This window comes from Streptomyces sp. NPDC085596, from assembly GCF_044541565.1.
Taxonomy (GTDB): Bacteria; Actinomycetota; Actinomycetes; order Streptomycetales; family Streptomycetaceae; genus Streptomyces.
Genome location: NZ_JBITTC010000004.1, coordinates 1 through 23166, shown reverse-complemented (window position 1 = coordinate 23166; position 23166 = coordinate 1). Strand labels below are relative to the sequence as shown.

At 70.5% G+C, this 23166-nt stretch carries 22 protein-coding genes, 1 rRNA gene and 1 riboswitch; of the genes, 10 read left to right on the top strand and 13 right to left on the bottom strand.

Annotated elements, in window-relative coordinates; all coding sequences use genetic code 11:
* The first annotated feature begins 346 nt into the window (after positions 1-346).
* The 5 genes from ACIGA3_RS13180 (at position 347) to ACIGA3_RS13160 (ending at position 5074) form a co-directional block, all read left to right on the top strand.
* The gene (locus ACIGA3_RS13180; protein ID WP_399714079.1) at positions 347-931 is read left to right on the top strand and encodes a hypothetical protein; all 585 of its coding nucleotides are present in this window, start codon (positions 347-349) and stop codon (positions 929-931) included.
* A gap of 372 nt (positions 932-1303) precedes the next feature.
* Positions 1304-1510: a DUF5999 family protein gene (locus ACIGA3_RS13175; RefSeq protein ID WP_161149892.1), complete on the top strand. Its 207-nt coding sequence runs from the start codon at positions 1304-1306 to the stop codon at positions 1508-1510.
* 261 nt (positions 1511-1771) lie between these two features.
* A complete protein-coding gene (locus ACIGA3_RS13170) occupies positions 1772-2302 on the top strand; it encodes a universal stress protein (protein WP_399714077.1) in 531 nt (176 codons plus the stop codon).
* A gap of 341 nt (positions 2303-2643) precedes the next feature.
* Positions 2644-4596: an amino acid transporter gene (locus ACIGA3_RS13165; RefSeq protein ID WP_399714075.1), complete on the top strand. Its 1953-nt coding sequence runs from the start codon at positions 2644-2646 to the stop codon at positions 4594-4596.
* 79 nt (positions 4597-4675) lie between these two features.
* Complete coding sequence (locus ACIGA3_RS13160) at positions 4676-5074, top strand: molybdopterin-binding protein (protein ID WP_399714072.1); 399 nt, start codon at positions 4676-4678, stop codon at positions 5072-5074.
* Between the two features lie 34 nt (positions 5075-5108).
* Here ACIGA3_RS13160 and ACIGA3_RS13155 read toward each other — a convergent pair whose 3' ends face one another.
* The gene (locus ACIGA3_RS13155; protein WP_399715360.1) at positions 5109-5576 is read right to left on the bottom strand and encodes a molybdopterin-dependent oxidoreductase; all 468 of its coding nucleotides are present in this window, start codon (positions 5574-5576) and stop codon (positions 5109-5111) included.
* 229 nt (positions 5577-5805) lie between these two features.
* Between ACIGA3_RS13155 and modA the strand changes: the two genes are divergently transcribed.
* The 4 genes from modA to ACIGA3_RS13135 are packed head-to-tail and all read left to right on the top strand — an operon-like array spanning position 5806 to position 9074.
* Positions 5806-6627, top strand: coding sequence for a molybdate ABC transporter substrate-binding protein (gene modA / locus ACIGA3_RS13150; RefSeq protein WP_399714069.1), 822 nt, complete (start codon positions 5806-5808; stop codon positions 6625-6627).
* Entirely contained in the window at positions 6624-7481 is an 858-nt protein-coding gene (gene modB, locus ACIGA3_RS13145) for a molybdate ABC transporter permease subunit (protein ID WP_399714066.1), read from the top strand. The genes modA and modB overlap by 4 nt, the downstream gene beginning before the upstream one ends.
* A 59-nt stretch (positions 7482-7540) precedes the next feature.
* Positions 7541-8626 carry an ABC transporter ATP-binding protein gene (locus ACIGA3_RS13140; RefSeq protein ID WP_399714065.1) on the top strand — a complete coding sequence of 362 codons (1086 nt, stop codon included), beginning with the start codon at positions 7541-7543 and terminating at the stop codon, positions 8624-8626.
* 28 nt (positions 8627-8654) lie between these two features.
* Positions 8655-9074, top strand: coding sequence for a molybdopterin-binding protein (locus tag ACIGA3_RS13135; RefSeq protein WP_399714062.1), 420 nt, complete (start codon positions 8655-8657; stop codon positions 9072-9074).
* A gap of 60 nt (positions 9075-9134) precedes the next feature.
* Here ACIGA3_RS13135 and gcvP read toward each other — a convergent pair whose 3' ends face one another.
* Entirely contained in the window at positions 9135-12020 is a 2886-nt protein-coding gene (gene gcvP / locus ACIGA3_RS13130) for an aminomethyl-transferring glycine dehydrogenase (RefSeq protein ID WP_399714060.1), read from the bottom strand.
* Positions 12021-12195: 175 nt separating this feature from the next.
* Positions 12196-12290, bottom strand: a riboswitch (glycine riboswitch).
* Between the two features lie 119 nt (positions 12291-12409).
* Between gcvP and ACIGA3_RS13125 the strand changes: the two genes are divergently transcribed.
* Positions 12410-12781 carry a PRC-barrel domain-containing protein gene (locus ACIGA3_RS13125; RefSeq protein WP_399714057.1) on the top strand — a complete coding sequence of 124 codons (372 nt, stop codon included), beginning with the start codon at positions 12410-12412 and terminating at the stop codon, positions 12779-12781.
* Positions 12782-12788: 7 nt separating this feature from the next.
* Here ACIGA3_RS13125 and ACIGA3_RS13120 read toward each other — a convergent pair whose 3' ends face one another.
* From ACIGA3_RS13120 to rrf, 11 genes are all read right to left on the bottom strand, one after another.
* Positions 12789-14174, bottom strand: coding sequence for a DNA polymerase IV (locus ACIGA3_RS13120; RefSeq protein ID WP_399714055.1), 1386 nt, complete (start codon positions 14172-14174; stop codon positions 12789-12791).
* Positions 14175-14249: 75 nt separating this feature from the next.
* A complete protein-coding gene (locus ACIGA3_RS13115; protein ID WP_399714052.1) occupies positions 14250-14933 on the bottom strand; it encodes a MerR family transcriptional regulator in 684 nt (227 codons plus the stop codon).
* 265 nt (positions 14934-15198) lie between these two features.
* Entirely contained in the window at positions 15199-15672 is a 474-nt protein-coding gene (locus ACIGA3_RS13110) for a bifunctional nuclease family protein (RefSeq protein ID WP_004002801.1), read from the bottom strand.
* A gap of 97 nt (positions 15673-15769) precedes the next feature.
* On the bottom strand, positions 15770-16507 hold the full coding sequence (locus tag ACIGA3_RS13105) for a MerR family transcriptional regulator (RefSeq protein ID WP_399714050.1): 738 nt from the start codon (positions 16505-16507) through the stop codon (positions 15770-15772).
* A 43-nt stretch (positions 16508-16550) separates the two neighbouring features.
* On the bottom strand, positions 16551-17423 hold the full coding sequence (locus ACIGA3_RS13100; RefSeq protein ID WP_399715357.1) for an FHA domain-containing protein: 873 nt from the start codon (positions 17421-17423) through the stop codon (positions 16551-16553).
* A gap of 82 nt (positions 17424-17505) precedes the next feature.
* Positions 17506-18384, bottom strand: coding sequence for a DUF881 domain-containing protein (locus ACIGA3_RS13095; protein WP_399714047.1), 879 nt, complete (start codon positions 18382-18384; stop codon positions 17506-17508).
* Positions 18385-18389: 5 nt separating this feature from the next.
* Positions 18390-18722, bottom strand: a complete 333-nt coding sequence (locus ACIGA3_RS13090; protein ID WP_031181996.1) for a small basic family protein — start codon at positions 18720-18722, stop codon at positions 18390-18392.
* Complete coding sequence (locus ACIGA3_RS13085) at positions 18719-19642, bottom strand: DUF881 domain-containing protein (protein WP_399714044.1); 924 nt, start codon at positions 19640-19642, stop codon at positions 18719-18721. Before ACIGA3_RS13085 ends, ACIGA3_RS13090 begins: the two co-directional genes overlap by 4 nt.
* Before the next feature lie 100 nt (positions 19643-19742).
* Positions 19743-22238: a sugar phosphate nucleotidyltransferase gene (locus ACIGA3_RS13080; RefSeq protein ID WP_399714042.1), complete on the bottom strand. Its 2496-nt coding sequence runs from the start codon at positions 22236-22238 to the stop codon at positions 19743-19745.
* Positions 22239-22329: 91 nt separating this feature from the next.
* Positions 22330-22962, bottom strand: a complete 633-nt coding sequence (locus ACIGA3_RS13075; RefSeq protein ID WP_399714039.1) for a CDP-alcohol phosphatidyltransferase family protein — start codon at positions 22960-22962, stop codon at positions 22330-22332.
* A gap of 109 nt (positions 22963-23071) precedes the next feature.
* A 5S ribosomal RNA gene (gene rrf / locus ACIGA3_RS13070) occupies positions 23072-23166 on the bottom strand; the annotation flags it as partial.

The following is a 23166-nucleotide window of genomic DNA, read 5'->3' as shown; positions in this document are numbered from 1 at the left end:
GGTGTACGACGAGGTCAGGACCGCCGCACGGCCGGGAAATCGGGATGATTAGCACGTATCCACGACCGGATATCGCCTTGCTCGGACTATCGGAATCGGATAGCCGAAACAACTGGTGAACACGTGTCGTATAAACTTCGCGGACAGGGCCGAAGGATGGTGCCTCGGTACCGGTTTCCGACGCGTTTCACCGTGTTCCAGCCGTCCTGTGACGGCCGGCAGACCCCAGTCGCAGTCGCGTCCGCGCCGGACCCCCGCCGCCCCGGCCTTCCACCTGTGAGCTGACAGTGCCGTCCGCCCCACCTTCATCGCGCCGCCGCGCCTGTCGAACGAGAGGCGACCCACCATGCCGCTGCACGTGCCCCCCGCGCCCGCGCCCGCACTGCACTCCGTCCTCACGGCCCTCGGTTCCCCCACCGCGGTCCGCGAGGCGCGCACCCCCACCCTGCGTGCCGCGCAGGGTCCCGTCACCCCTGAACTCCCGCTCGCCCTGCATGTGTTGGACCACATCACCCCCGAGGGCCTGTCCGCGACGCGGCTGACGGGCTGGCGGTTCGTCATCCGCTCCGGCGACCGCCCGGTCGCCGCGGCCGACACCGTGCTCACCCCGGACGGCTGGGCCTTCTCGCACTTCTTCGAGGGCCCCTACATCCCGTCCACCGAGCGGGCGCTCCAGCAGGCCGAGGCCCTGCTCCAGCCCTATCAGCCGCGCCTGCTGTCGGTGCCGGGGCTGTACATGCTCACCCTGTGGCTGCACGGCGACCCCACGGCCGATCCGGCCGAGGGGCATCCCGCGGCCACCGACCTGCTGGTGCCGCTCGCCCCGGCACCGCCCGGCATCCGGGCCCACCGGCCGCACCGGGTCTCGGAGTTGCTGCCCGTGCTGACCCATCGTGCGACTTCCGTACCCCTTCTCGGCTCACCCGCCTGACCGTCGCCCGCGTACCCCGCTTCCCGGCCCGGAAGCGGGGTACGGCCTTTTTTCCGGGTACGCCTGATTCCTGCCCCGGGCACGCGTATTTCCGTGAGCCCCACACATTTCGCTCGTGCGAGTAATTGCCCGCTCCTACGAGCGATAAGGCGGCACTCCGCCGAGTGGACTAGCCCTTTCCGGTCACGCCGAACCACCCAAAGGGACAGTGGGGTTGGATTGAACCGTCCGCGCGGGTGACGCGTCATGAACGAGTAAGGAGCGGTGCTGCGAAATCCCTGCGGAACGACGCCCAGCGGGCAACACTGGATTCCGACCGATGTTTCACCACGGGGGACGGACATGACCACGACAAAGCGAGAGATCCCGCCCATGTGCCAGCATCAACCGACCTGCCCGCCAGCCGAGTCCGCCGACCGCGAGTCGGCCCGACTCGTGGCGCACCACCCGGAACAGGGGTGGAGTCTGCTGTGCAACGGCGTTCTGCTCTTCGAGGACACCGGTGAGCTGCTGCCCGACGGCCGGGTCATCGCCCCCCACCGCCCGCTCGCCGCGACCCAGGTGATGACCGCCGCCTGAGCAGCGCCCAGGGCGGGGCCGCCGAAACCGCCCGACGATCCGAGGGGCCGGACGCACACACGGTGCGCACCGGCCCCGACTCGCATCCGGGGCCGGAAAGCGGGGGTGCCGGAAAGCGGGGGTGCCGGAAAGCGGGGGTGCCGGAAAGCGGGGGTGCCGGAAAGCGGGGGCCGGTAAACCGTCGGCTGGTCGAATCGGCCGGACGGGAGTGGGATGGAAGAAGGACGCGCGAGCGGTCCGTCCCCCGAGGAGCGTGAAGTGATGTCCGGATACAACGCCCCCTTGGCCGCGCGGGTGGTCGTCGGTGTGAGCGGTTCCCTGGGCAGCGTCACGGTCCTGCGCCGGGCCACGGCACTGGCCCGACGGCTGGCCGCCGAGCTGTGGCCGGTGCTGGCCTGGACGCCGCCCGGCGGTGATCCGACCGGCCGGCGCTCCGTCGTCGCCGACCCGCTGACCGAGGAGTGGCAGCGGATGGCGGAACACCGGCTGACCTCCCTGCTGGACGACCTCTTCGGCGAGGAGGGCCCCGGCATCCCCCTGCACGCCGTGATCGTGCGCGGCGCGCCGGGCCGGGCGCTGCTGGCGGTCGCGGACCGCGAGGACGACCTGCTGGTGGTCGGCACGGGCCGCCGCGGCCTGCGCCGGGCCTTCTCCGGCCGGGTCTCCCGGCACTGCCTCGCCCACGCCGGCTGCCCGGTGCTCGCGGTGCCGCCCTCGCCGCTGGAGTCCGACCTCTCGGCCGTGCGCCGCCGCAACGCCTGGCACTGGCGCATGGACATCCGCGGCCTCTGACCCGCCACGCGCTGGGCTGCGGAGCGCCCCCGCCCGAGGCAGCATGGACAGGGTGCACACGACGCCCGAAGGATCTTGTCCGAGATGACGCTCGGTGTCCGCTCCCGGAGCCCAGAACACCTCTCCCCCCGGCGCCGCCCGCACACCGCGCTTCCTGTCCACGCAGGCTCCGGGCCTTCACTTTTCGGTGCGTCAGCAGCCCCCGTCGGCCCATTCTTAACGCAGGATTGACGCCCTCCCGGTCCGGAATCCATGGGTGAAGCGTCACTCTCCGCATACGCTGGTCCGGCTGTCCGCGTGATGACCGCAGGCAGCCGAGCCGCACCACCTGGAGCACGCCGATGGCCACGACCGAGCACCCTCCCAGTCGCCTGCGCGCCTGGATGCTTCAGGGGCTCTCCGACATGGGCAAACGGGGTGGCCTGACCGGGCCGCACGCCGAGCCGGAACCCCCGCACCGGGGCCAGCGCTGGTGGCGGGTGATGTGCCTGACGGGCGTCGACTACTTCTCCACCCTCGGCTACCAGCCGGGCATCGCTGCCCTGGCCGCGGGCCTGCTCTCCCCGCTGGCGACCATCGTGCTGGTCGTCGTCACCCTGGCGGGCGCCCTCCCGGTGTACCGGCGGGTCGCGCAGGAGAGCCCGCACGGGCAGGGCTCCATCGCCATGCTGGAGCGGCTGCTGTCCTTCTGGAAGGGCAAGCTGTTCGTCCTGACCCTGCTGGGCTTCGCGGCCACCGACTTCCTGATCACCATCACGCTCTCCGCCGCCGACGCCTCCACCCACCTGGTGGAGAACCCGCATCTGACCAGCACGCTGGGCGGCCATCAGATGCTGATCACCCTGATCCTGGTGGCACTGCTCGGCGCGGTGTTCCTCAAGGGCTTCCTGGAGGCCATGGGCGTCGCGGTCGCCCTGGTCGGCATCTACCTCGCGCTCAACGTCGTCGTGGTGATCAGCGGCCTGTGGCACGTGCTGACCGCCGAGCACGTGGTGACCGACTGGACCAGCGCCCTGACCACGGAGCACGGCAATGTCTTCGTGATGATCGGCGTGGCCCTGATCGTCTTCCCGAAGCTCGCCCTCGGCCTGTCCGGCTTCGAGACCGGCGTCGCCGTGATGCCCCATGTCCAGGGCGACGAGGGCGACACCGAGGAGCGCCCGGCGGGCCGCATCCGGGACACCAAAAAGCTGCTCACCACCGCCGCCGTCATCATGAGCTGCTTCCTGATCACCACCAGCTTCATCACCACGCTGCTCATCCCGGCGAGCGAGTTCAAGCCCGGCGGCCCGGCCAACGGCCGCGCCCTCGCCTTCCTCGCGCACGAGTACCTGGGCAACATCTTCGGCACGGTCTACGACGTCTCGACCATCGCCATCCTGTGGTTCGCCGGCGCCTCCGCCATGGCCGGCCTGCTCAATCTGATGCCCCGCTACCTCCCCCGGTACGGCATGGCCCCGCACTGGGCACGCGCGGTGCGCCCGATGGTCATCGTCTTCATCCTGATCGCCTTCCTCGTCACCTGGCTCTTCGACGCCAACGTGGACAAGCAGGGCGGCGCCTACGCCACCGGTGTGCTGGTGCTGATCAGCTCGGCCGCCATCGCGGTGACCATCGCCGCGCGCAAGGCCGGGCAGCGCGGCTGGACCATCGGCTTCGGCGTCATCTCCGCGGTGTTCCTGTACACGACCGTCGCCAACGTCATCGAGCGCCCGGACGGTGTGAAGATCGGCGCCTGCTTCATCGCGGGCATCATGCTCGTCTCCCTGCTGTCCCGCCTGGCCCGCTCCTTCGAGCTGCGCGTGACCAGCGTGGCGATGGACCCGATGGCGGAACGGTTCGTCAGGGACATGGCCAGCCGGAAGATCCGGTTCATCGCCAACGAGCCCGACAGCCGGGACCGGGCCGAGTACCGCGACAAGATCGAGCAGATCCGTACCGACAACGACATGCCCGAGCAGGAGGACTTCGTCTTCGTCGAGGTCACGGTGGCCGACCCCTCGGAGTTCGAGACCTGTCTGACCGTGCGCGGCGAGGTCCTGCACAACCGCTACCGGGTGCTGACCGTGGAGTCCTCCTCCATCCCCAACGCCCTCGCCGCACTGCTGCTGCATGTACGGGACCTGACCGGGCGTACCCCGCACATCTTCTTCGAGTGGACCGAGGGCAGCCCGTTCGCCAACTTCCTGCGCTTCTTCCTCTTCGGCCAGGGCGAGGTCGCCCCGGTCACCCGCGAGGTGCTGCGCGAGGCGGAGCCGGACCGGGCCCGCCGCCCCCGGGTGCACACCGGTTGACCCGTCCGGGCGCTCCCGCGTCCCACCTCGTGCCCGCCCCGGTCCACGCCCGCCGACCTCTCGTTTTATGGTGACCAGCATGCAGTCCTACACGATCGGCCAGGCAGCCCGGCTCCTCGGCGTGAGCCCCGACACCGCCCGCCGCTGGGCCGACGCCGGGCGGATGGCCACCCATCGCGACGAATCCGGACGGCGTCTGATCGCCGGACAGGACCTCGCCGCGTTCTCCGTCGAACTGGCCCAGACGGGCGGCGCGGCCGAGGAGGAGACCTCCTCCACCTCCGTGCGCAACGCGTTCCCCGGCATCGTCACCGCCATCAAGCTCGGTGACGTGGCCGCCCAGGTGGAGATCCAGGCGGGCCCGCACCGGCTGGTCTCACTGCTCACCCGTGAGGCGGTCGACGAACTCGGGCTGGAGGTCGGCATGGAGGCCACCGCTCGTGTGAAGTCCACGAACGTGCACATCGACCGCTTCTGAGCGGCACAGGACGCGGGCCGGAGTTCCGCCCGCGTCAGCTCGCCGTGAGCGCCGCGCCGTCCGCGGAAAGGGGCGCCGCGACGCCGAAGTGGTAGCCCCCGTCCACCCGGATGCCGGTGATCCCGCTGATGTGCCGGGCCCCGCAGCGGTCCTGCGGCAGCACCAGCTGGGGCCCGGCCGCGTCCAGCGGCGTCCCGTCCATCGTGACCGCCAGCAGTACGGGGGCGTCCGCGAAGTCGGGGTCGATCTCGGCCCAGCTCAGCACCGCCCGGTGCCCGTCGGTACCAGTCACGGAAATCAGGAATCTCAGCCGGTCCTTGCGGCGCACCGGGTCGAAACCGGGCCCCGCGTCGGTCAGTACGTGATACAGCCGCGGCCCGGAGAACCGGTGCCGCTGAACGCCGCTGGTGGCGCACTCGAAGCTGACGTCCGCCCGGAACTGGGGCCATTCCAGCAGGTCAGGAACGGTAAGCCGAGCAGGTCGGGCCAGATCGCCGGTCATGGCCAACTGAGCGAGCGTCACCGCGACCACCTCCCATGGATAGCTACCCCTCGGGCACCTCCGGACAAACGCATATGCCAGCCCCAGATAACAACTTCGCAGCTCATGCAACGTGACAGATGACTTACGTCTGGCAAATGCGGCAGTATCATCGGCCCTGTGGCCGATCTCCGGCCCCCTTGGAAGGGCGCGACCGCTGTTCCACCGAGACGAGGAGTAGAAACCCGTGATGACCCGTTCCGTACGCCGGACCCGCCGGATGCTGCCGCTGGCCGGTGTGGGAGTCGCCGCCCTGCTGGCACTCAGCGCCTGCTCCAACTCCGACGCGTCCACGCCCGCCAAGGCCGACAGCTCCGACTCCGCCTCCCCGAAGCTGTCCGGCACGGTCACCGTGTTCGCGGCCGCCTCGCTCAAGGAGAGCTTCACGACCCTGGGCAAGCAGTTCGAGCAGCAGCACCCCGGCACCAAGGTCGCCTTCAACTTCGGCGGCAGTGACACCCTCGCCGCGAGCATCACCAGCGGTGCCCCGGCGGACGTGTTCGCCGCCGCCAGCCCCAAGACGATGAAGATCGTCACCGACAAGAAGGACAGCACGGCGGCTCCGGTCACCTTCGCCCGCAACCAGCTGGAGATCGCCACCGAGCCGGGCAACCCCGACAAGGTGTCCTCGCTGAAGGACCTCACCGACCCGAAGCTCAAGGTCGTCCTGTGCGACAAGACCGTGCCGTGCGGCGCGGCCGCGCAGAAGGTGCTGGACGCCAGCGGCGTCAAGGTCACCCCGGTCTCCTACGAGCAGGACGTCAAGGCCGCCCTGAACAAGGTGGAGCTGAAGGAGGCCGACGCGTCCCTGGTCTACAAGACCGATGTGAAGTCCGCCGGTGGCAAGGTGGAGGGCGTGGAGTTCCCCGAGTCCAAGGACGCGATCAACGACTACCCGATCGCCCCGCTGAAGAACGCGCGCAACGCCGACGCCGCCGAGGCGTTCATCGCCCTGGTCAAGTCCGCCGAGGGCCAGAAGGTGCTGACCCAGGCCGGCTTCCTCAAGCCGTGACCGAGCTGAAGCAGCGCGACGCCGCGGCCGGCCCCAGCGGGGGCGGGCCGCGGCGCCCGCGCGTCCGCGCCGCCCGCCGTGGCGTGCCGCTCCCGCTGCTGGTGCCGGGCCTGCTGGCCATGGCCTTCCTGCTGGTGCCCCTGCTCGCCCTGCTGGTCCGCGCCCCCTGGCGCAGCCTGCCGTCCCAGCTGGCCAGCACCGAGGTGTGGCAGGCGCTCCAGCTCTCCCTGATCAGCGCCACCGCCGCCACCGCCGTCGCCCTGGTGCTCGGCGTGCCGCTGGCCTGGCTGCTGGCCCGTACGGAGTTCCCCGGCCGGGGCCTGGTGCGGGCCCTGGTGACCCTGCCGTTGGTGCTGCCGCCGGTCGTCGGCGGTGTCGCGCTGCTGCTCGCCCTCGGCCGCAACGGCATCATCGGCAAGTCGCTGGACGCCTGGTTCGGGATCACCCTGCCGTTCACCACCGCCGGGGTGGTCATCGCCGAGGCGTTCGTCGCGATGCCGTTCCTCGTCATCAGCGTCGAGGGCACCCTGCGGGCCGCCGACCCGCGCTACGAGGAGGCGGCCACCACACTCGGCGCCTCCCGGTTCACCGCGTTCCGCCGGGTCACCCTGCCGCTGATCGCCCCCGGCATCGCGGCGGGCGCCGTACTGGCCTGGGCCCGCGCGCTCGGCGAGTTCGGGGCCACGATCACCTTCGCGGGCAACTTCCCCGGCCGCACCCAGACCATGCCGCTCGCGGTCTACCTCGCCCTGCAGAACGACCCGGAAGCCGCCATCGCCCTCAGCCTGATCCTGCTGGCCGTGTCGATCGCGGTGCTGGCGGGTCTGCGGGACCGGTGGATGACGGGGGCGTGACGGTGCCGCGAGGATGGAAGACACCGACCACGCCGGCGCCCACGGAGGACGACCGCCCCATGACCGACATCGACGCGCCCCCCGCCCTGCTGAAGGCGGCGGACGAACAGGGTCTTGACGCCCGCCTGGTGGTCGACCGGGGCAATTTCCGGCTGGACGTGGGCCTGCGCGCGGCCCCCGGTGACGTCGTCGCGCTGCTCGGCCCGAACGGCGCGGGCAAGACCACCGCGCTGCGCGCCCTCGCGGGCCTCGTCCCGCTCTCGGACGGGCATCTGCGGCTGGACGGCACCGCGCTGGAGCGCACCCCGCCGGAGAACCGCCCGGTCGGCGTGGTCTTCCAGGACTATCTGCTCTTCCCGCACCTGTCCGCGCTGGACAACGTGGCCTTCGGCCCGCGCTGCCACGGCGTCGGCAAGGCCGAGGCGCGCGCGCAGGCCGCCACCTGGCTGGAGCGCATGGGCCTGGCCGACCACGCCGGCGCCAAGCCCCGCCGTCTGTCCGGCGGTCAGGCCCAGCGGGTCGCGCTGGCCAGGGCGCTGGCCACCCACCCCCGTCTGCTCCTCCTGGACGAGCCACTCGCCGCGCTGGACGCCCGTACCCGCCTGGAGGTCCGTTCGCAACTGCGGCGGCATCTGGCCGAGTTCGAGGCGGTCGCCGTGCTGGTGACGCACGACCCGCTGGACGCCATGGTGCTCGCGGACCGGCTGGTGGTGGTCGAGCACGGCCAGGTGGTGCAGGAGGGCACGCCCACGGAGATCGCCCGCCACCCGCGCACCGACTACATCGCACAGCTGGTCGGCCTCAACCTCTACCGCGGCGAGGCCGACGGGCACGCGGTACGGCTGGACGGCGGGCCGTCGATCACCACCACCGAGGACCTGTCGGGGCCGGTGTTCGTCGCGTTCCCACCGGTGGCCGTCACCCTGTTCCGGGACCGCCCGACCGGGGCCAGCGCGCGCAATCTGTGGCGCTGCGAGGTGGCCGGTCTGGAGACCCACGGCGACCAGATCCGCGCGGACCTGACCGGGGAGATCCGGCTCGCCGCCGACCTCACCACGGCGGCGGCCGCCGAGCTGGACCTGCACACGGGCGCACCGGTCTGGGCGACCGTCAAGGCGACGCAGACCCATGCATACCCGGCATGAGCCCGCTCAGCCACTACGGTGTGGCCCCATGAGCATGAGCATCCGCAACCAGCTTCCCGGCACCGTCACGGCGGTCCACCCCGGCGAGGTCATGGCGACCGTCAAGATCCGGCTGGACGGCGGTCAGCACCTGACCGCGGCGATCACCGAGGAGGCCACCAAGGAACTCCGGCTGGCCGAGGGCACCCCCGTGCACGCCCTGGTGAAGGCGACGGAGGTCTCCCTCGCCACCGAGCCCGTCGACCACATCTCGATCCGCAACCAGCTCGCCGGCACCATCAGCGAGATCACCATGGGCACCGCCATGGCCACGGTGAAGGTCGCGGTGCCGGGCGCCGAGGTGACGTCGGCCATCACCCACGAGTCCGCCGCCGAGCTGAAGCTGTCGGCGGGCGATTCGGTGGTGGCGCTGATCAAGTCGACCGAGGTCTCGCTGGCCACGGCCTGAGCGGACAGGAGAAGGCCCCCCGCCCAGATCCGGACAGGGGGCCTTCTCTCATTCGCGTGCTCAGTCCTCGTAAGCGTCCAGCGGCGGGCAGGAGCACACCAGGTTGCGGTCGCCGAACGCCTGATCGATACGGCGCACCGGCGGCCAGTACTTGTCGGCCGCGGAGACACCGGCGGGGAAGACGGCCTCCTCGCGGCTGTACGCGTGCGTCCAGTCGCCGCCGAGGGCTGCCGCGGTGTGCGGGGCGCCGCGCAGCGGGTTGTCCTCGGCGGGCCAGGCGCCGGAGGCGACCTTCTCGATCTCCGCGCGGATGGCGATCATCGCGTCGCAGAACCGGTCCAGCTCGCCCAGGTCCTCGGACTCGGTCGGCTCGATCATCAGCGTGCCGGCCACCGGGAAGGACATGGTCGGCGCGTGGAAGCCGTAGTCGATCAGGCGCTTGGCCACGTCGTCCACGCTCACGCCGGTCGCCTTGGTCAGCGGGCGCAGGTCGATGATGCACTCGTGCGCGACGAGGTTGCCGGGGCCGGTGTAGAGCACCGGGAAGTGCGGCTCCAGGCGCTTGGCGATGTAGTTGGCGGAGAGCACGGCCACCTGGGTGGCGCGCTTGAGGCCCTCGCCGCCCATCAGGCGGACGTACGCCCAGGAGATCGGCAGAATGCCCGCGCTGCCCCAGGGCGCCGCCGAGATCGGGCCGACGCCCGTCTCAGGACCGGCCTCGGGCTGCATCGGGTGGTTGGGCAGGTACGGCGCCAGGTGGGCGCGGACCGCGACCGGGCCGACACCGGGGCCGCCGCCACCGTGCGGGATGCAGAACGTCTTGTGCAGGTTCAGGTGGGAGACGTCGCCGCCGAAGTGACCCGGCTTGGCGAGCCCGACCAGCGCGTTGAGGTTGGCGCCGTCCACGTAGACCTGGCCGCCCGCGTCGTGCACCTGGGCGCAGATGTCCGCGACGTGCTCCTCGAAGACGCCGTGCGTCGACGGGTAGGTGATCATCAGCACGGACAGCTCGTCGCGGTACTGCTCGATCTTCGCGCGCAGGTCATCGACGTCGATCTCGCCGTCCCCGGCGGTCTTCACGACGACGACCTTCATCCCGGCCATCACCGCGCTCGCGGCGTTGGTGCCGTGCGCGGAGGACGGGATGAGGCAGACGGTGCGCTGCGCGTCGCCGCCTGCCCGGTGGTAGGCGCGTACGGCGAGCAGTCCGGCCAGCTCGCCCTGGGAACCGGCGTTGGGCTGGAGGGAGACCTTGTCGTACCCCGTGACCTCGGCGAGCCGGTCCTCCAGCTCACGGATGAGGGTCAGATAGCCCTCGGCCTGCTCGGCGGGGGCGAAGGGGTGCAGCGCGCCGAACTCGGGCCAGGTGACCGGCTCCATCTCGGTGGTCGCGTTCAGCTTCATGGTGCAGGAGCCGAGCGGGATCATGCCCCGGTCGAGCGCGTAGTCACGGTCGGACAGCTTGCGCAGGTAGCGCAGCATGGCCGTCTCGGACCGGTGGTCGTGGAAGACCGGGTGGGTGAGGTAGTCGTCGGTGCGCAGCAGCGCCTCGGGCAGCGTGTCCTCGGCCGCCTGGTCGAGCGCCTCGATGTCTCCCTCGACGCCGAAGGCGGCGAAGACGGCCTCCAGCTGGGCCCGGTTGGTGGTCTCGTCGCAGGCCAGGGAGACGTGGTCGGCGTCGACCGGGCGCAGGTTGACCCCACCCTCGCGGGCGGCGGCGACGACCTCGGCGGCCTTGCCGGGCACGCGCGCGGTGAGGGTGTCGAAGTAGGCGCCGTGCACGATCTCGACCCCGCCGGCGCGCAGGCCCTCGGCGAGGATCGTGGCGTAGCGGTGGGTGCGGCGGGCGATGGTCCGCAGGCCGTCGGGGCCGTGGTAGACGGCGTACATGCCGGCCATCACGGCGAGCAGCACCTGCGCGGTGCAGATGTTGCTGGTGGCCTTCTCGCGGCGGATGTGCTGCTCACGGGTCTGGAGCGCGAGACGGTAGGCCCGGTGCCCGTCGGCGTCGACGGACACGCCGACCAGCCGGCCGGGCAGGCTGCGGGCGAACTTCTCGTGCACGGCCATGTAGCCCGCGTGCGGCCCGCCGAAGCCCATGGGCACGCCGAAGCGCTGGGTGGTGCCGATGGCGATGTCCGCGCCCAGCTCGCCGGGCGAGGTGAGCAGGGTGAGCGCGAGCAGGTCGGCGGCGACGGTGACGAGGGCGCCCAGCTCGTGCGCCTGCCCGATGACCGGCTTCAGGTCGCGTACGGCACCGGAGGCGCCGGGGTACTGGAGCAGGACGCCGGTGATGTCACGGGCGGCGATGTCGGCCGGGATGCCGTCGCTCAGGTCGGCGACGACGACCTCGACACCGGCCGGCTCGGCGCGGGTCTCGATGACGGCGATGGTCTGCGGCAGGGTGTCCGCGTCGACCAGGAAGAGGCCCTTCTTGTTCTTGCCCATGCGCCGGGAGAGCGCCATCGCCTCGGCGGCGGCGGTGCCCTCGTCCAGCAGGGAGGCACCGGAGGTGGGCAGCCCGGTGAGGTCGGCGACCATCGTCTGGAAGTTCAGCAGGGCCTCCAGACGGCCCTGGGAGATCTCCGGCTGGTAGGGCGTGTAGGCCGTGTACCAGGCGGGGTTCTCCATGACGTTGCGCAGGATCACCGGCGGGGTGAAGGTGCCGTGGTAGCCCAGGCCGATCATGGAGCCGAGGACCTGGTTGCGGTCCGCGAGGCCGCGCAGCTCGGCGATCACCTCGGCCTCGGTGCGGGCGCCCGGCAGGTCGAGCGCGTCGGCGTTCTTGATCACATCCGGGACCGCGGCGGCGGTCAGCTCGTCGAGCGAGCCGTAGCCGACCTGCGCGAGCATCTTGGCCCGCGCCTCCTGGTCGGGCCCGATGTGGCGCTGCTCGAAGGGGATGCCCGCTTCGAGCTCGGCGAGCGGAATGCGAGGGGCGGTCATATGCGGAGGCCTCCTGGTCTGACGCGACCTGCGAGGGGCACCACGGCGCGGGTGCCCACCGGCCTCCCCCTCTGTCATCTCTTACCTGAGAGCTTCACCGGGGACCTGCGGAGCCCGGCTTTCACCGTCGGTGAGAGCGGGAGCCGTGGACGCCCGCCCTGCTTTCCAGAGTGACCTCGTCCGTGCGGTACGGGGGCCTGAGAGATTCCGGGGAGGAGTTGCTCCTTCGGCGCCTCCGAATTGCTCGGAGGACTCTCCCGCACGGGGTCAGCAGCCGAGTTCAGCCTACCAGCGGGGTCATGAGCGCGGCGTTCGAGTGGCCGCCCGACTGATTCTGCTCTTTTGTAGTGCTTACGGATGAGTTGCGACCATGTGGAGGGAGAGGGATCGTGCAGACCGACATCGATCCGCGCAGCCTGATCGGCCGCAAGGCGTTCGACCGCGCCGGCACCAAGATCGGCACCATAGACGAGGTGTACCTCGACGACGCGACCGGCGTCCCGGAGTGGGCCGCGGTGCGCACCGGCCTCTTCTCCCGCGACGCCTTCGTCCCGCTGGAGCCCAGCGAACTGGTCGAGGGCGCGCTCCGTGTCCCCTTCGAACGCGCCCTCATCAAGGACGCCCCCGACTTCGGCGTGGGCCGCCACCTCTCCCCCGAACAGGAACTCCAGCTCTACCACCACTACGGTCTCGACGTGGGCCCCTCCTCCCGGACCCCGGACCGCGACTTCGGCAAGGTCGCGGGCACCGAGGAGACCTGAGCCTCCCTCATCCGCCGCCCGTTTCCCCGTTGCCGCCGGGCACCCCCTCCCGCTGCCCGCACACCTCCGCCACCAGCGGCAGCGGGTCGGCCGGCGCCAGGTCGGGATCGTCGGCGCGCAGCGTCCGTACCCGCCCCGGCGCGGAGAGCGGGGTCTCGAAGCGCACGGTGACCCGACCCAGGCCGCTGCCCTGCACCCAGCCGTGCCCGTACTCGGGGTGCCGCACGTCCTGGCCCGCCCGCCACTCCGGCGCGGCGGGCTCGGGTCTCTCCGGGCCGAAGTCGGGGGCGCTCTCCTCCGGCGTCTCCTCGGCCGGCTCCCCCGCCGCCTGGGCGAACAGGTCCTCCTGGGTGTAGTCGGCGAGCCCGGACACCCCCACGCCGAGCAGCCGTACCCCGCCCGTGGTGTCCACGGAGTCCAGCAGCCGCGCGGCCGCCTCCCGGATCACCGCCGGATCGTCCGTGGGCCCCCTCAGCGTCTCGGAGCGGGTCAGGGTGGAGAAGTCGTACCGCCGGACCTTGAGCACGATGGTGCGCCCGGACAGCCCGGCCCCGCGCAGCCGGCGCACGCACCGGTCGGCCAGCCGGCGGACCTCCAGGCCGATGCGCAGCCGGTCGTGGATGTCCACGGCGTAGGTGTCCTCCACCGACACCGACTTGGCCTCCCGCTCGGCCACCACCGGCCGGTCGTCACGGGCCAGCGCCATCGCGTACAGCGCGTGTCCGTGGGCCTTGCCGAGCAGCCGGACCAGTTCGTCCTCGCCCGCCTCCGACAGCTCCAGCACAGTGGTGATCCCGGCGCGCCGCAGATGGTCGCCGGTGGCGGGTCCCACGCCGGGCAGGGTCCGCACGGACATGGGTGCCAGCAGGGCCCGTTCGGTGCCCGGTTCGATGAGCTCCAGGCCGTCGGGTTTGGCCCGCTCCGAGGCGATCTTGGCCAGCATCTTGGAGGCGGCGAGCCCCACCGACCCGGTCAGCCCCGTCACCGCTAGGATGTCGGCGCGCAGCCGCGCCCCGGCCTCCCGCGCCGACGCCTCGTCCGAGGCCGTGCCCCCGGCCTCCAGATCCACGAACGCCTCGTCCAGACTCAGCGGCTCCACCAGCGGGGACAACTCCCGCAGCAGCGCCATCACCTGGTCACTGATCGAGCGGTACAGCGCGAAGCGGGGCATGAGATACGCGGCGTTCGGCGCCAGCCGCCGCGCCTGCGCCGTGGGCATCGCCGAGTGCACCCCGAACACCCGCGCCTCGTACGACGCGGTGGCCACCACCCCGCGCGGCCCGATCCCGCCCACGACCACGGCCTTCCCCCGCAGGCTCGGCTTGGACGCCTGCTCCACCGAGGCGAAGAAGGCGTCCATGTCGAGATGGAGGATGGTGGGCACGTTTCTCACATGTCCGATGCTGCACCACACCACTGACAACGGCCCCGCGCGGGGGCGCTCGACGCGAAGCTGTGCGGCCCGGTCTCAGACGGCGCGGTTGCGCCGCCGCGCCAGTTCATCGGCCGGGTTGTGCCCGATGAGCGTCTCACCGGTGTCGATGCGCTCGCCGTGAAGCTGGGACAGGGCGCTCTCCACGTCCCGCCACACCACGCCCACGGCGATCCCGAAGATGCCCTGGCCGCCCTGGAGCAGCGCGTGGACCTCGTCCGGAGAGGTGCATTCGTAGACCATGGCGCCGTCGCTCATCAGGGTCATGCGCTCCAGGTCGCGGAACCCGCGCTCCCTGAGGTGCTGCACGGCCGAGCGGATGTTCTGGAGCGAGACACCCGTGTCCAGGAACCGCTTGACGATCTTCAGGACGACCACGTCCCGGAAGCTGTACAACCGCTGGGTGCCCGAGCCGTGGGCCGGCCGCACACTCGGCTCGACCAGCCCCGTACGGGCCCAGTAGTCGAGCTGCCGGTAGGTGATCCCCGCGGCCGCGCAGGCCGTGGGGCCGCGGTAGCCGATCTCCTCGGACATCATGGCCGCCGCCCCTTCACCGTCAGGCACCACCGTCGGCCGCTGCGGAGCGTTATCGGCCACGCCGCCGAGCTGTGGGTGTCCCCCGCCCGGTCGAAACCGAGCGCTCGGGGGAGGGTACGGACCGCTCTCCCCGAAACCGTGTCCGGGGGCACCCCCAGCCGTACCGTCGCCGCTCATTCTCACGCCGACCTCCGTCCTTGACCTGCCTTATCGACGGTAGGCAGTCACCAGGGGTGCGTCAACGATCGCCACACTCGGCACGCCGAGTGATAATCACCCTGAGAGTGGTTTCCCGTGTCCCACCGCGGGGAAAGGCTAGCCGAATGCGCTCGCGGAAAGGCGTAGGACGCTCTCACGGGCCGTTGGCAATTGCCCCCGCGACGACGTCACGGCGTGCCATGAACCGGCCGGACGCGGACCCGTCGGTCCACCCGGCCGGCCCCCGGCGTCACTGGCTGCTGGTGCCGAAGTCCTCGGGCGAGATCTGGTCGAGGAACTCGCGGAACTTCTCCACCTCGTCCTCCTGCTCGTCGGGGATGGCGATGCCCGCGTCGTCCAGCACCCCGTCACTGCCGTAGATGGGCGTGCCGGTGCGCAGGGCGAGCGCTATGGCGTCGGACGGCCGCGCGCTCACCTCGACTCCGCTGGCGAACACCAGCTCCGCGTAGAAGACGCCCTCTCGCAGATCGGTGATGCGGACTTCGGTCAGCTCCTGGCCCACCGCCTCCAGCACGTCCTTGAACAGGTCGTGCGTCAGCGGGCGCGCGGGAGCCATGCCCTGCTGGGCGAAGGCGATCGCCGTCGCCTCCCCCGGCCCGATCCAGATGGGGAGGTAGCGGTCGCCTCCCACTTCGCGCAGGAGCACGATCGGTTGGTTGGAGGGCATTTCGACCCGGACACCTACGACATCGAGCTCGTTCACACAGCAACCCTAGGCCGTGCCCGGGACGTTTGGGTAGTCGGGCCGGGAACAGGTGGGCGATCCGGCGCAAGTCCGCCCGGTCGGGACACACCGCCCCTCAGGGCACCCGCACCCCGAGCGCGGCCTTGACCAGTGCCGAGTGCAGCTTCATGGTGAGCGCCGCCAGCTCCTTGGTCCGGGCCTCGGCGAGCACCCTGGTCTGCGGGTTGCGGTGCCGCTTCAGAGGGGCGACGACCTGGTCGACCAGCCCGGCCTCGCGCTCGGCGGCGGCCTTCATCACCCGCAGATGGCGGGGCTCGATGCCGAAGCCGCCCAGTTCGCCCACCAGCGCGGCCACGGTGACGGCCTCGGCGTCATAGACCCCGTCCGCCAGGGGGGTGAGGAGCCCGTACGACTCCCACTCGCGCAGGTCGCCCTCGTCGATGCCGGCCGCCGCCAGCAGCTCGTCCCGGCCGATCCGGGCGACCGTGGGCCGCTCGGCCTCCTCCGGCTCCTCGGCACCGCCGCGCTGGCGGCCGACCACGGGCAGCTGGACCGCGTCGCCGCGCTCCATGGCGTCCAGATGCTCACGGATCACCTTGAGCGGCAGATAGTGGTCCCGCTGCATCCTCAGGACATGGCCGAGGCGCTCCATGTCACGGGGGCTGAACTTGCGGTACCCCGACGGGGTCCGCTGCGGCTCGATGAGCCCCTCCGACTCCAGGAAGCGGATCTTGGAGATGGTGACTTCGGGGAACTCGTCGCGCAGCACGTTCAGCACCGTGCCGATGCTCATCAGCCCACTGTCCCTGGCGGCGGTACCGCTTCCGGCACCGCCGCTCGGTGTTTGAAGCATGGACCTTCCCTGGGGTTCCCCCGGACGGGCGTCCGGGGGTGGGTCAGACTCCCTGCCGGCTCGCGTAGAAGACCAGCCGGTACTTGCCGATCTGCACCTCGTCACCGTTGGCCAGCGCCACCTCGTCGATCCGCTCGCGGTTGACGTAGGTGCCGTTGAGGCTGCCCACGTCGGCCACCGTGAAGGAACCGTCGGGCGAGCGGCGGAACTCCACATGGCTGCGGGAGACCGTCACGTCGTCCAGGAAGATGTCGCTCTGCGGGTGCCGCCCGGCCGTGGTCAGGTCGCTGTCCAGCAGGAAGCGGCTGCCCGAGTTCGGACCCCGGCGCACCACCAGCAGCGCCGAGCCGATGGGCAGCGCGTCGACCGCAGCCTGCGCCTCGGGCGACAGCATCGGCATCGCCGTCTGACCGGTGACCTCCGCGTCGTACGCCTCGATGCCCGAGATGGAGATCGTGGACGTGGTCTCCGACGGACGCTCCGGCGCCACACCGGCACGCAGAGGCGCGCCGCAGTGGGAGCAGAAGCGGGCGTTGTCCGCGTTGCGGTTCCCGCACCTCGTACAGACCAGGGCCGACATGGACGGAGCCTCCTGCCGCGACGGTTGCCCGAAACCTATGCCGCCGCCCTGGCCAGGGTCAACGGACGCCGCGCCCTGTCCACCGGAAGTGCCACCACCCGGACCAGCCACCTGGTCCCGGAACAGCGGACGCTGCCCTTCCTCGTCGGGCTGTGCGCGATGACGGGCCGTCGCGTTGTCGTTGCCCTCTCGCGCGCTCTTGCCGAACAACTTCCCAAACAACTTCACGGGCGATTCCCCTTGACCGAAACAGACCCGCCCGTGGGGCAGGACGAACCCTGAATGCCTACACCGACCGATCCGGACATCTTCACAACGTCCGTATCCACTCGACAGTTTCCACCACGCACCACCCCTTCGGTGCGGCGACCCCCCGCAACCTCATGCCCCCGCCCGACGCCGACCATGCACCGCCGGTTCACCGGGAGGACGACCGAGCGTAGTCAGGCTGCTTCGCTTGCCGCAAGGCGTCCACAACGATCTTGTCCGAGCGCTCGACACTCACCGTGGCCTGCTCCTTCTCCACGCTCTGCACCACGCCTCCAGGGATGTTCAGCGCCGGTTCCAGGTCCTGCGGCTTGCCGATGACCTTGAAACGATAAGGGGCGTTGATCTTGTTGCCGTCGACGGCGACGCTACCGCCGGAGTCCGACAAGTACGTGTTCGCCACCACGCGCACCCCATTGACCTGTATCGCCTCGGCACCGGCCGCGCGCAGTTCCTGGATCGCGTCGAGCAGCATGTCGGACTCGACGGCTCCCTTCGGGTCCTCGACGGTCATGGTGATGCCGGGGCCCGTGGCCGCCACGGTGCCCGCGAGTATGCCGAGTTGGCGCTCCTTCTCGGCGGTCTGCCTGCGCGCCTCCGCGGCCTGGTCCGAGCTGCTCTGCAACTCCTGACGCTGCTTCTCCAGTCCCTGCTTCTCGTCCTCAAGACGCTGAGTACGGTCGTCCAGTTCATCGAGGATGCGGACCAGATCCTCCTGGCGTGCCCCGCGCAGCGCGCTGTCGCCGTCGCTGTTGGACGCCACCTGCACGGCCAGCCCGAAGCCGAGCCCGAACAGCAGCAGCGCCACGATGAGTTGCGCACGCGTCAGCCGGGGCGGCCACAGACCGTCGGCCAGCCGCTGGCGGCCGGTCAGCTGCGGCTGTGTGGTCTGCTCCGACGCGGGCGCGGGCGCGGGCGCGGGGGTGGGCGCGGGCGCGGGTGCCGGCTCAGGCTCGGGGGCCGGGGCCGCCACCTCTGCGGGCAGTTCCTTGCGCAGCCCGTTCTCCGGCCGCTCGTCCTGGTCGCTCATCGCGCTCACGCCCGGAAGACGTGGCGGCGGATCGCCGCGGCGTTGGAGAAGATCCGGATGCCCAGGACCACGACGACGCCCGTGGACAGCTGCGCGCCCACGCCCAACTCGTCGCCCAGGAACACGATCAGCGCGGCCACGACCACGTTGGACAGGAACGACACCACGAAGACCTTGTCGTCGAAGATGCCGTCGAGCATCGCCCGCAGACCGCCGAACACGGCGTCCAGCGCCGCCACGACGGCGATGGGCAGATACGGTTCGACAACCGCCGGAACCTCGGGCCGGACCAACAGGCCGGCCACCACTCCCACGATGAGGCCCAGTACGGCGATCACGATGTGCCCTTCTCAGTCTTCTCGGCCTGCTCGGCGCTCGGCTGTGCTGTTCGTACGATCACACTCGGCGCGGCGGGCAACCGGACATCGCCCTCCGCGGAGATGGCGGTGCGGATACCGAAGTTGTCCTGGAGCGCGTGCAGATACAGCCCGTCGGCGCTGTTCTGGAACTCGGTGCTCAGTTTTTGCCCGTCCCCCACCGCCAGCACCGTGTACGGCGGTACCAGCGGCCTGTTGTCGACCAGTATCGCGTCACCCGCGGCCCTGATCGCGGACAGGGCGGTCAGCCGCTGCCCGTTGATGGAGACCGCCTCGGCGCCGGACGCCCACAGCCCGTTGACCACGCGCTGCATGTCCCGGTCGCGCACCCGCCCGGTGTCGGAGAACCCGGCGGACTCGCGCGGGTTGGTGCCGTCTCCCCCGGTGCTCGACTCCTTGGCGTCGTTCACCACCAGTTTCACGCCGGGACCGTGCACCGCGGTGGCACCCGACAGCAGACCCATGAGGTCCGCCTGGCTGCCCCCGGTCTGCCGCAGCGCCGCCCGCTGCCGCGCGCCGACCTCCTCACGGAGCGAGTCGACACCGCTCTCGAGCTTGTCCGCGGCGGCGGTCTTCCGGTCGATGCGGTCGATCAGCTCCTGGCGCTCCTTGGCAACCACCGGGGCAGCGACATGCGCCTGAGCAGCGCCGACCGTCACCACCAGGGCCGCGAGCACCAGTCCGCCCGCCAGACCCAGTTTGGCGCGGAGGGTCTTCGGCAGACCGCCCTCGCCCAGGGACTCCTTCCGGGCGGCGGCCTCGGCATACCCGTCGTCGAGGCTGTGGTCCATGACGTTGGTGATCAACGACATGGAGGCGTCCGGACGCCCGGGCCGCGCGGGGCTGCTCCGAACGGGGGATTGCTGCGGCATGCCGCACATCGTCGCATGCCGCGCGCGGTACCTCCGAACGAGCCCCGTACACGTGCCGGACAGCGCCCCTGGCGGGGTCGCTGTCCGGCACGTCGGGACCGTCCTCGGGTCAGCGTCCGGCGCTCTCCACGACGGCCGACCACTCGTCCAGCAGGGCCTGCGCCGAGGCGTCGTCGGGCCCTTCCGCCCACAGGTGCGTGACCGCCTCGGCCGGGTCGGGCAGGACCATCACCCAGCGACCGTCGCTCTCCACGACCCGCACACCGTCCGTCGTGTCCACGGACCGGTCGCCGGCCGCCTCGACCACGCTGCGCATGACCAGGCCCTTGACCGCCCACGGCGTCGCCAGGTCCCGCTTGAGCACATGGGCCCGGGGAATCCGGGCGTCGATCTGGCTCAGCGTGAGCTGGGTCCGCGCCACCAGCCCGATCAGCCGCACGAACGCCGCCGTGCCGTCGTAGACGCTGCTGAACTCGGGGACGATGAAGCCGCCCTTGCCGTCACCGCCGAAGATGGTCTCCTCCTCGCCGCCGACCCGCGTGAGGTCGTCCGGCGAAGTGGTCGTCCACTCCACCTGGGTGCCGTGGTACGCGGCCACCTGCTCCGCGATCCGGGTCGTGGTCACCGGCAGCGCCACCCGCCCGCTGCGCCGCTCGGCGGCGACCAGGTCGAGCATCACCAGCAGCGCCCGGTCGTCCTCGATGATGCTGCCCTTCTCGTCCACGAGCGACAGCCGCTCGCCGACCGGGTCGAACCGCACACCGAAGGCGGCCCCGGAGGACGCCACGATCTCCCCGAGCCGCTCCAATCCCTTGCGCCGCATCTCCGCGGTCTCGGTGGGCCGGGACTCGTCCAGACCGGGGTTGATGGTCAGCGAGTCCACGCCGAGCTTGCCCAGCAGGCTGGGCAGCACCAGACCGGCGCTGCCGTTGGAGGCGTCGACGACGACCTTCAGCCCGGACTCGGCGATCCCGGTCGTGTCGACGTTGCGCAGCAGCGAACCGGCGTAGGAGTCGTAGACGCTGGAGGGGAAGTACAGGTCACCGATCTCGCCGGGGAACGCCCGCCGGTACTCCTGCCGTGCGAAGACCCGGTCCAGCTTGCGCTGGCTGCCCTGGGAGAGGTCCGCGCCCTTGGCGTCGAAGAACATGATGTCCACGGAGTCCGGCACACCCGGCGAGGTCCGGATCATGATGCCTCCGGAACTGCCCCTCGCGGTCTGCTGCCGGGCCACGGGAAGCGGCACGTTCTCCAGGTCGCGGACGTCGATCGCGCTGGCCTGGAGCGCCGAGATCACCGCACGCTTGAGCGCACGGGCACCTCGGGAGTGGTCACGGGCCGTGGTGACCGTGGTGCCCTTCTTCAGGGTGGTGGCGTACGCGCCCGCGAGCCGTACGGCCAGCTCCGGCGTGATCTCCACGTTCAGGATGCCGGTCACCCCGCGCGCCCCGAAGAGATGCGCCTGCCCCCTGGACTCCCAGATGACGGAGGTGTTGACGAACGCGCCCGCCTCGATGGTCTTGAACGGGTACACCCGGACGTTGCCCTGGATGATCGACTCCTCGCCGATCAGGCACTCGTCACCGATGACCGCGCCGTCCTCGATCCGCGCGGCCCGCATGATGTCGGTGTTCTTGCCGACCACACACCCGCGGAGATTGCTCTGCTGCCCGACGTACACGTTGTCGGCGACGACGGCCTTGTGCAGGAAGGCGCCGCTCTTGACGACCACATTGGAGCCGATGACGGAGTGCTCGCGTATTTCCGCGCCGGCTTCGACCTTGGCGTAGTCACCGATGTAGAGCGGCCCGCGCAGCACCGCGTCGGGGTGCACCTCGGCGCCTTCGGCCACCCAGACGCCGGGCGAGATCTCGAATCCGTCGATGTCGACGTCGACCTTGCCCTCGAGAACGTCGGCCTGCGCCTTCACATAGCTCTCGAGGGTGCCGACGTCCTCCCAGTAGCCCTCGGCGATGTAGCCGTAGACGGGCTTGCCTTCCTTCATCAGCTGGGGGAAGACATCTCCGGACCAGTCGACGGGGACATCGGGATCGACATAGTCGAATACCTCGGGCTCCATCACGTAGATGCCCGTGTTCACCGTGTCGGAGAAGACCTGGCCCCAGGTCGGCTTCTCGAGGAAGCGCTCGACCTTGCCCTCCTCGTCGACGATGGTGATGCCGAACTCCAGCGGATTGGGGACCCTGGTCAGGCAGACCGTGACCAGGGCTCCCTTCTCCTTGTGGAAGTTGATCAGCTCGGTGAGGTCGAAGTCGGTCAGCGCATCACCGGAAATGACGAGGAAGGCATCGTCCTTCAGCGCGTCCTCGGCGTTCTTGACGCTTCCGGCGGTACCGAGTGGCTTCTCCTCATTGGCATAGGTGAGCTCCATGCCGAGCTCTTCGCCGTCACCGAAGTAGTTCTTGACGAGCGACGCCAGGAACTGCACGGTGACAACGGTCTCGTTGAGCCCATGCTTTTTGAGCAACCTGAGCACGTGCTCCATGATCGGGCGGTTCACCACGGGCAGGAGCGGCTTGGGCATGCTAGAGGTCATGGGGCGCAGGCGTGTGCCTTCGCCTCCGGCCATCACGACGGCCTTCATGTCGGAAGCGTCCTCCTCGAAGAGATGACGGTCTAGCCGACTTCACCCGTCCAGATTGTCCCGCACTTTCACGTCGCGGGCCATCGAAGCGTCACGTCGTGGACGATCGCGGAGTTCCGTCGGCCAACGCGTCCGCGCGCACCAGACGGCGGACCTGGACCATATAGAGCACTCCTGCCCACCAATACAGGGTTGTACCCCATCCGGCGAACGCCCATCCGAAAACGGCGCCGAGTGACGCGATCCAGCCGCTACCGTCGCTGAGTAGCAGCAACGGGAAGGCGTACATCAGGTTGAAGGTGGCCGCCTTGCCGAGGAAGTTCACCTGGGGCGGCGGATAGCCGTGCCGGCGGAGGATGCCGACCATCACCAGGAGAACCAGTTCACGGGAGAGCAGCAGGGCGGTCAGCCAGAGCGGCAGGATCTCCCGCCAGGTGAGGCCGAGAAGCGTGGAAAGGACATAGAGTCGGTCGGCGGCCGGGTCGAGAAGCCGGCCGAGGCTGCTGACCTGGTTCCAGCGCCGGGCGAGCTTGCCGTCCAGATAGTCGCTGACTCCGCTCAGTGCCAGGACCAGGAGAGCCCAACCATCACTCTTGGGGCCTCCGAACTCCGGCCTGAGGATCAGCCACAGGAACAGAGGGACACCGGCAAGCCGAGCCATGCTGAGGATGTTGGGGATGGTGAGGACCCGGTCCGTCTGGACGCGGGTCTCCTGGACCTCCACCCGGAAGCCTCCTGTACGAAAAGTGCCGACAATGCACCCTGACCTTACCGCAACGCAAAAAAGCTCCGGCTCTCGGGCTGTATGCCCAAGAGCCGGAGCTGTAAAAGGAGTTCGGCGGCGTCCTACTCTCCCACAGGGTCCCCCCTGCAGTACCATCGGCGCTGTGAGGCTTAGCTTCCGGGTTCGATATGTAACCGGGCGTTT

Bases quoted from the DNA above. Each gene is read 5' to 3' on its own strand.
- ACIGA3_RS13180 (WP_399714079.1), top strand. From the start codon at position 347: ATGCCGCTGCACGTGCCCCCCGCGCCCGCGCCCGCACTGCACTCCGTC.
- ACIGA3_RS13175 (WP_161149892.1), top strand. From the start codon at position 1,304: ATGTGCCAGCATCAACCGACCTGCCCGCCAGCCGAGTCCGCCGACCGC.
- ACIGA3_RS13170 (WP_399714077.1), top strand. From the start codon at position 1,772: ATGTCCGGATACAACGCCCCCTTGGCCGCGCGGGTGGTCGTCGGTGTG.
- ACIGA3_RS13165 (WP_399714075.1), top strand. From the start codon at position 2,644: ATGGCCACGACCGAGCACCCTCCCAGTCGCCTGCGCGCCTGGATGCTT.
- ACIGA3_RS13160 (WP_399714072.1), top strand. From the start codon at position 4,676: ATGCAGTCCTACACGATCGGCCAGGCAGCCCGGCTCCTCGGCGTGAGC.
- ACIGA3_RS13155 (WP_399715360.1), bottom strand. From the start codon at position 5,576: ATGACCGGCGATCTGGCCCGACCTGCTCGGCTTACCGTTCCTGACCTG.
- modA (WP_399714069.1), top strand. From the start codon at position 5,806: ATGACCCGTTCCGTACGCCGGACCCGCCGGATGCTGCCGCTGGCCGGT.
- ACIGA3_RS13140 (WP_399714065.1), top strand. From the start codon at position 7,541: ATGACCGACATCGACGCGCCCCCCGCCCTGCTGAAGGCGGCGGACGAA.
- ACIGA3_RS13135 (WP_399714062.1), top strand. From the start codon at position 8,655: ATGAGCATGAGCATCCGCAACCAGCTTCCCGGCACCGTCACGGCGGTC.
- gcvP (WP_399714060.1), bottom strand. From the start codon at position 12,020: ATGACCGCCCCTCGCATTCCGCTCGCCGAGCTCGAAGCGGGCATCCCC.
- ACIGA3_RS13105 (WP_399714050.1), bottom strand. From the start codon at position 16,507: ATGCTTCAAACACCGAGCGGCGGTGCCGGAAGCGGTACCGCCGCCAGG.
- ACIGA3_RS13095 (WP_399714047.1), bottom strand. From the start codon at position 18,384: ATGAGCGACCAGGACGAGCGGCCGGAGAACGGGCTGCGCAAGGAACTG.
- ACIGA3_RS13085 (WP_399714044.1), bottom strand. From the start codon at position 19,642: ATGTGCGGCATGCCGCAGCAATCCCCCGTTCGGAGCAGCCCCGCGCGG.
- ACIGA3_RS13080 (WP_399714042.1), bottom strand. From the start codon at position 22,238: ATGAAGGCCGTCGTGATGGCCGGAGGCGAAGGCACACGCCTGCGCCCC.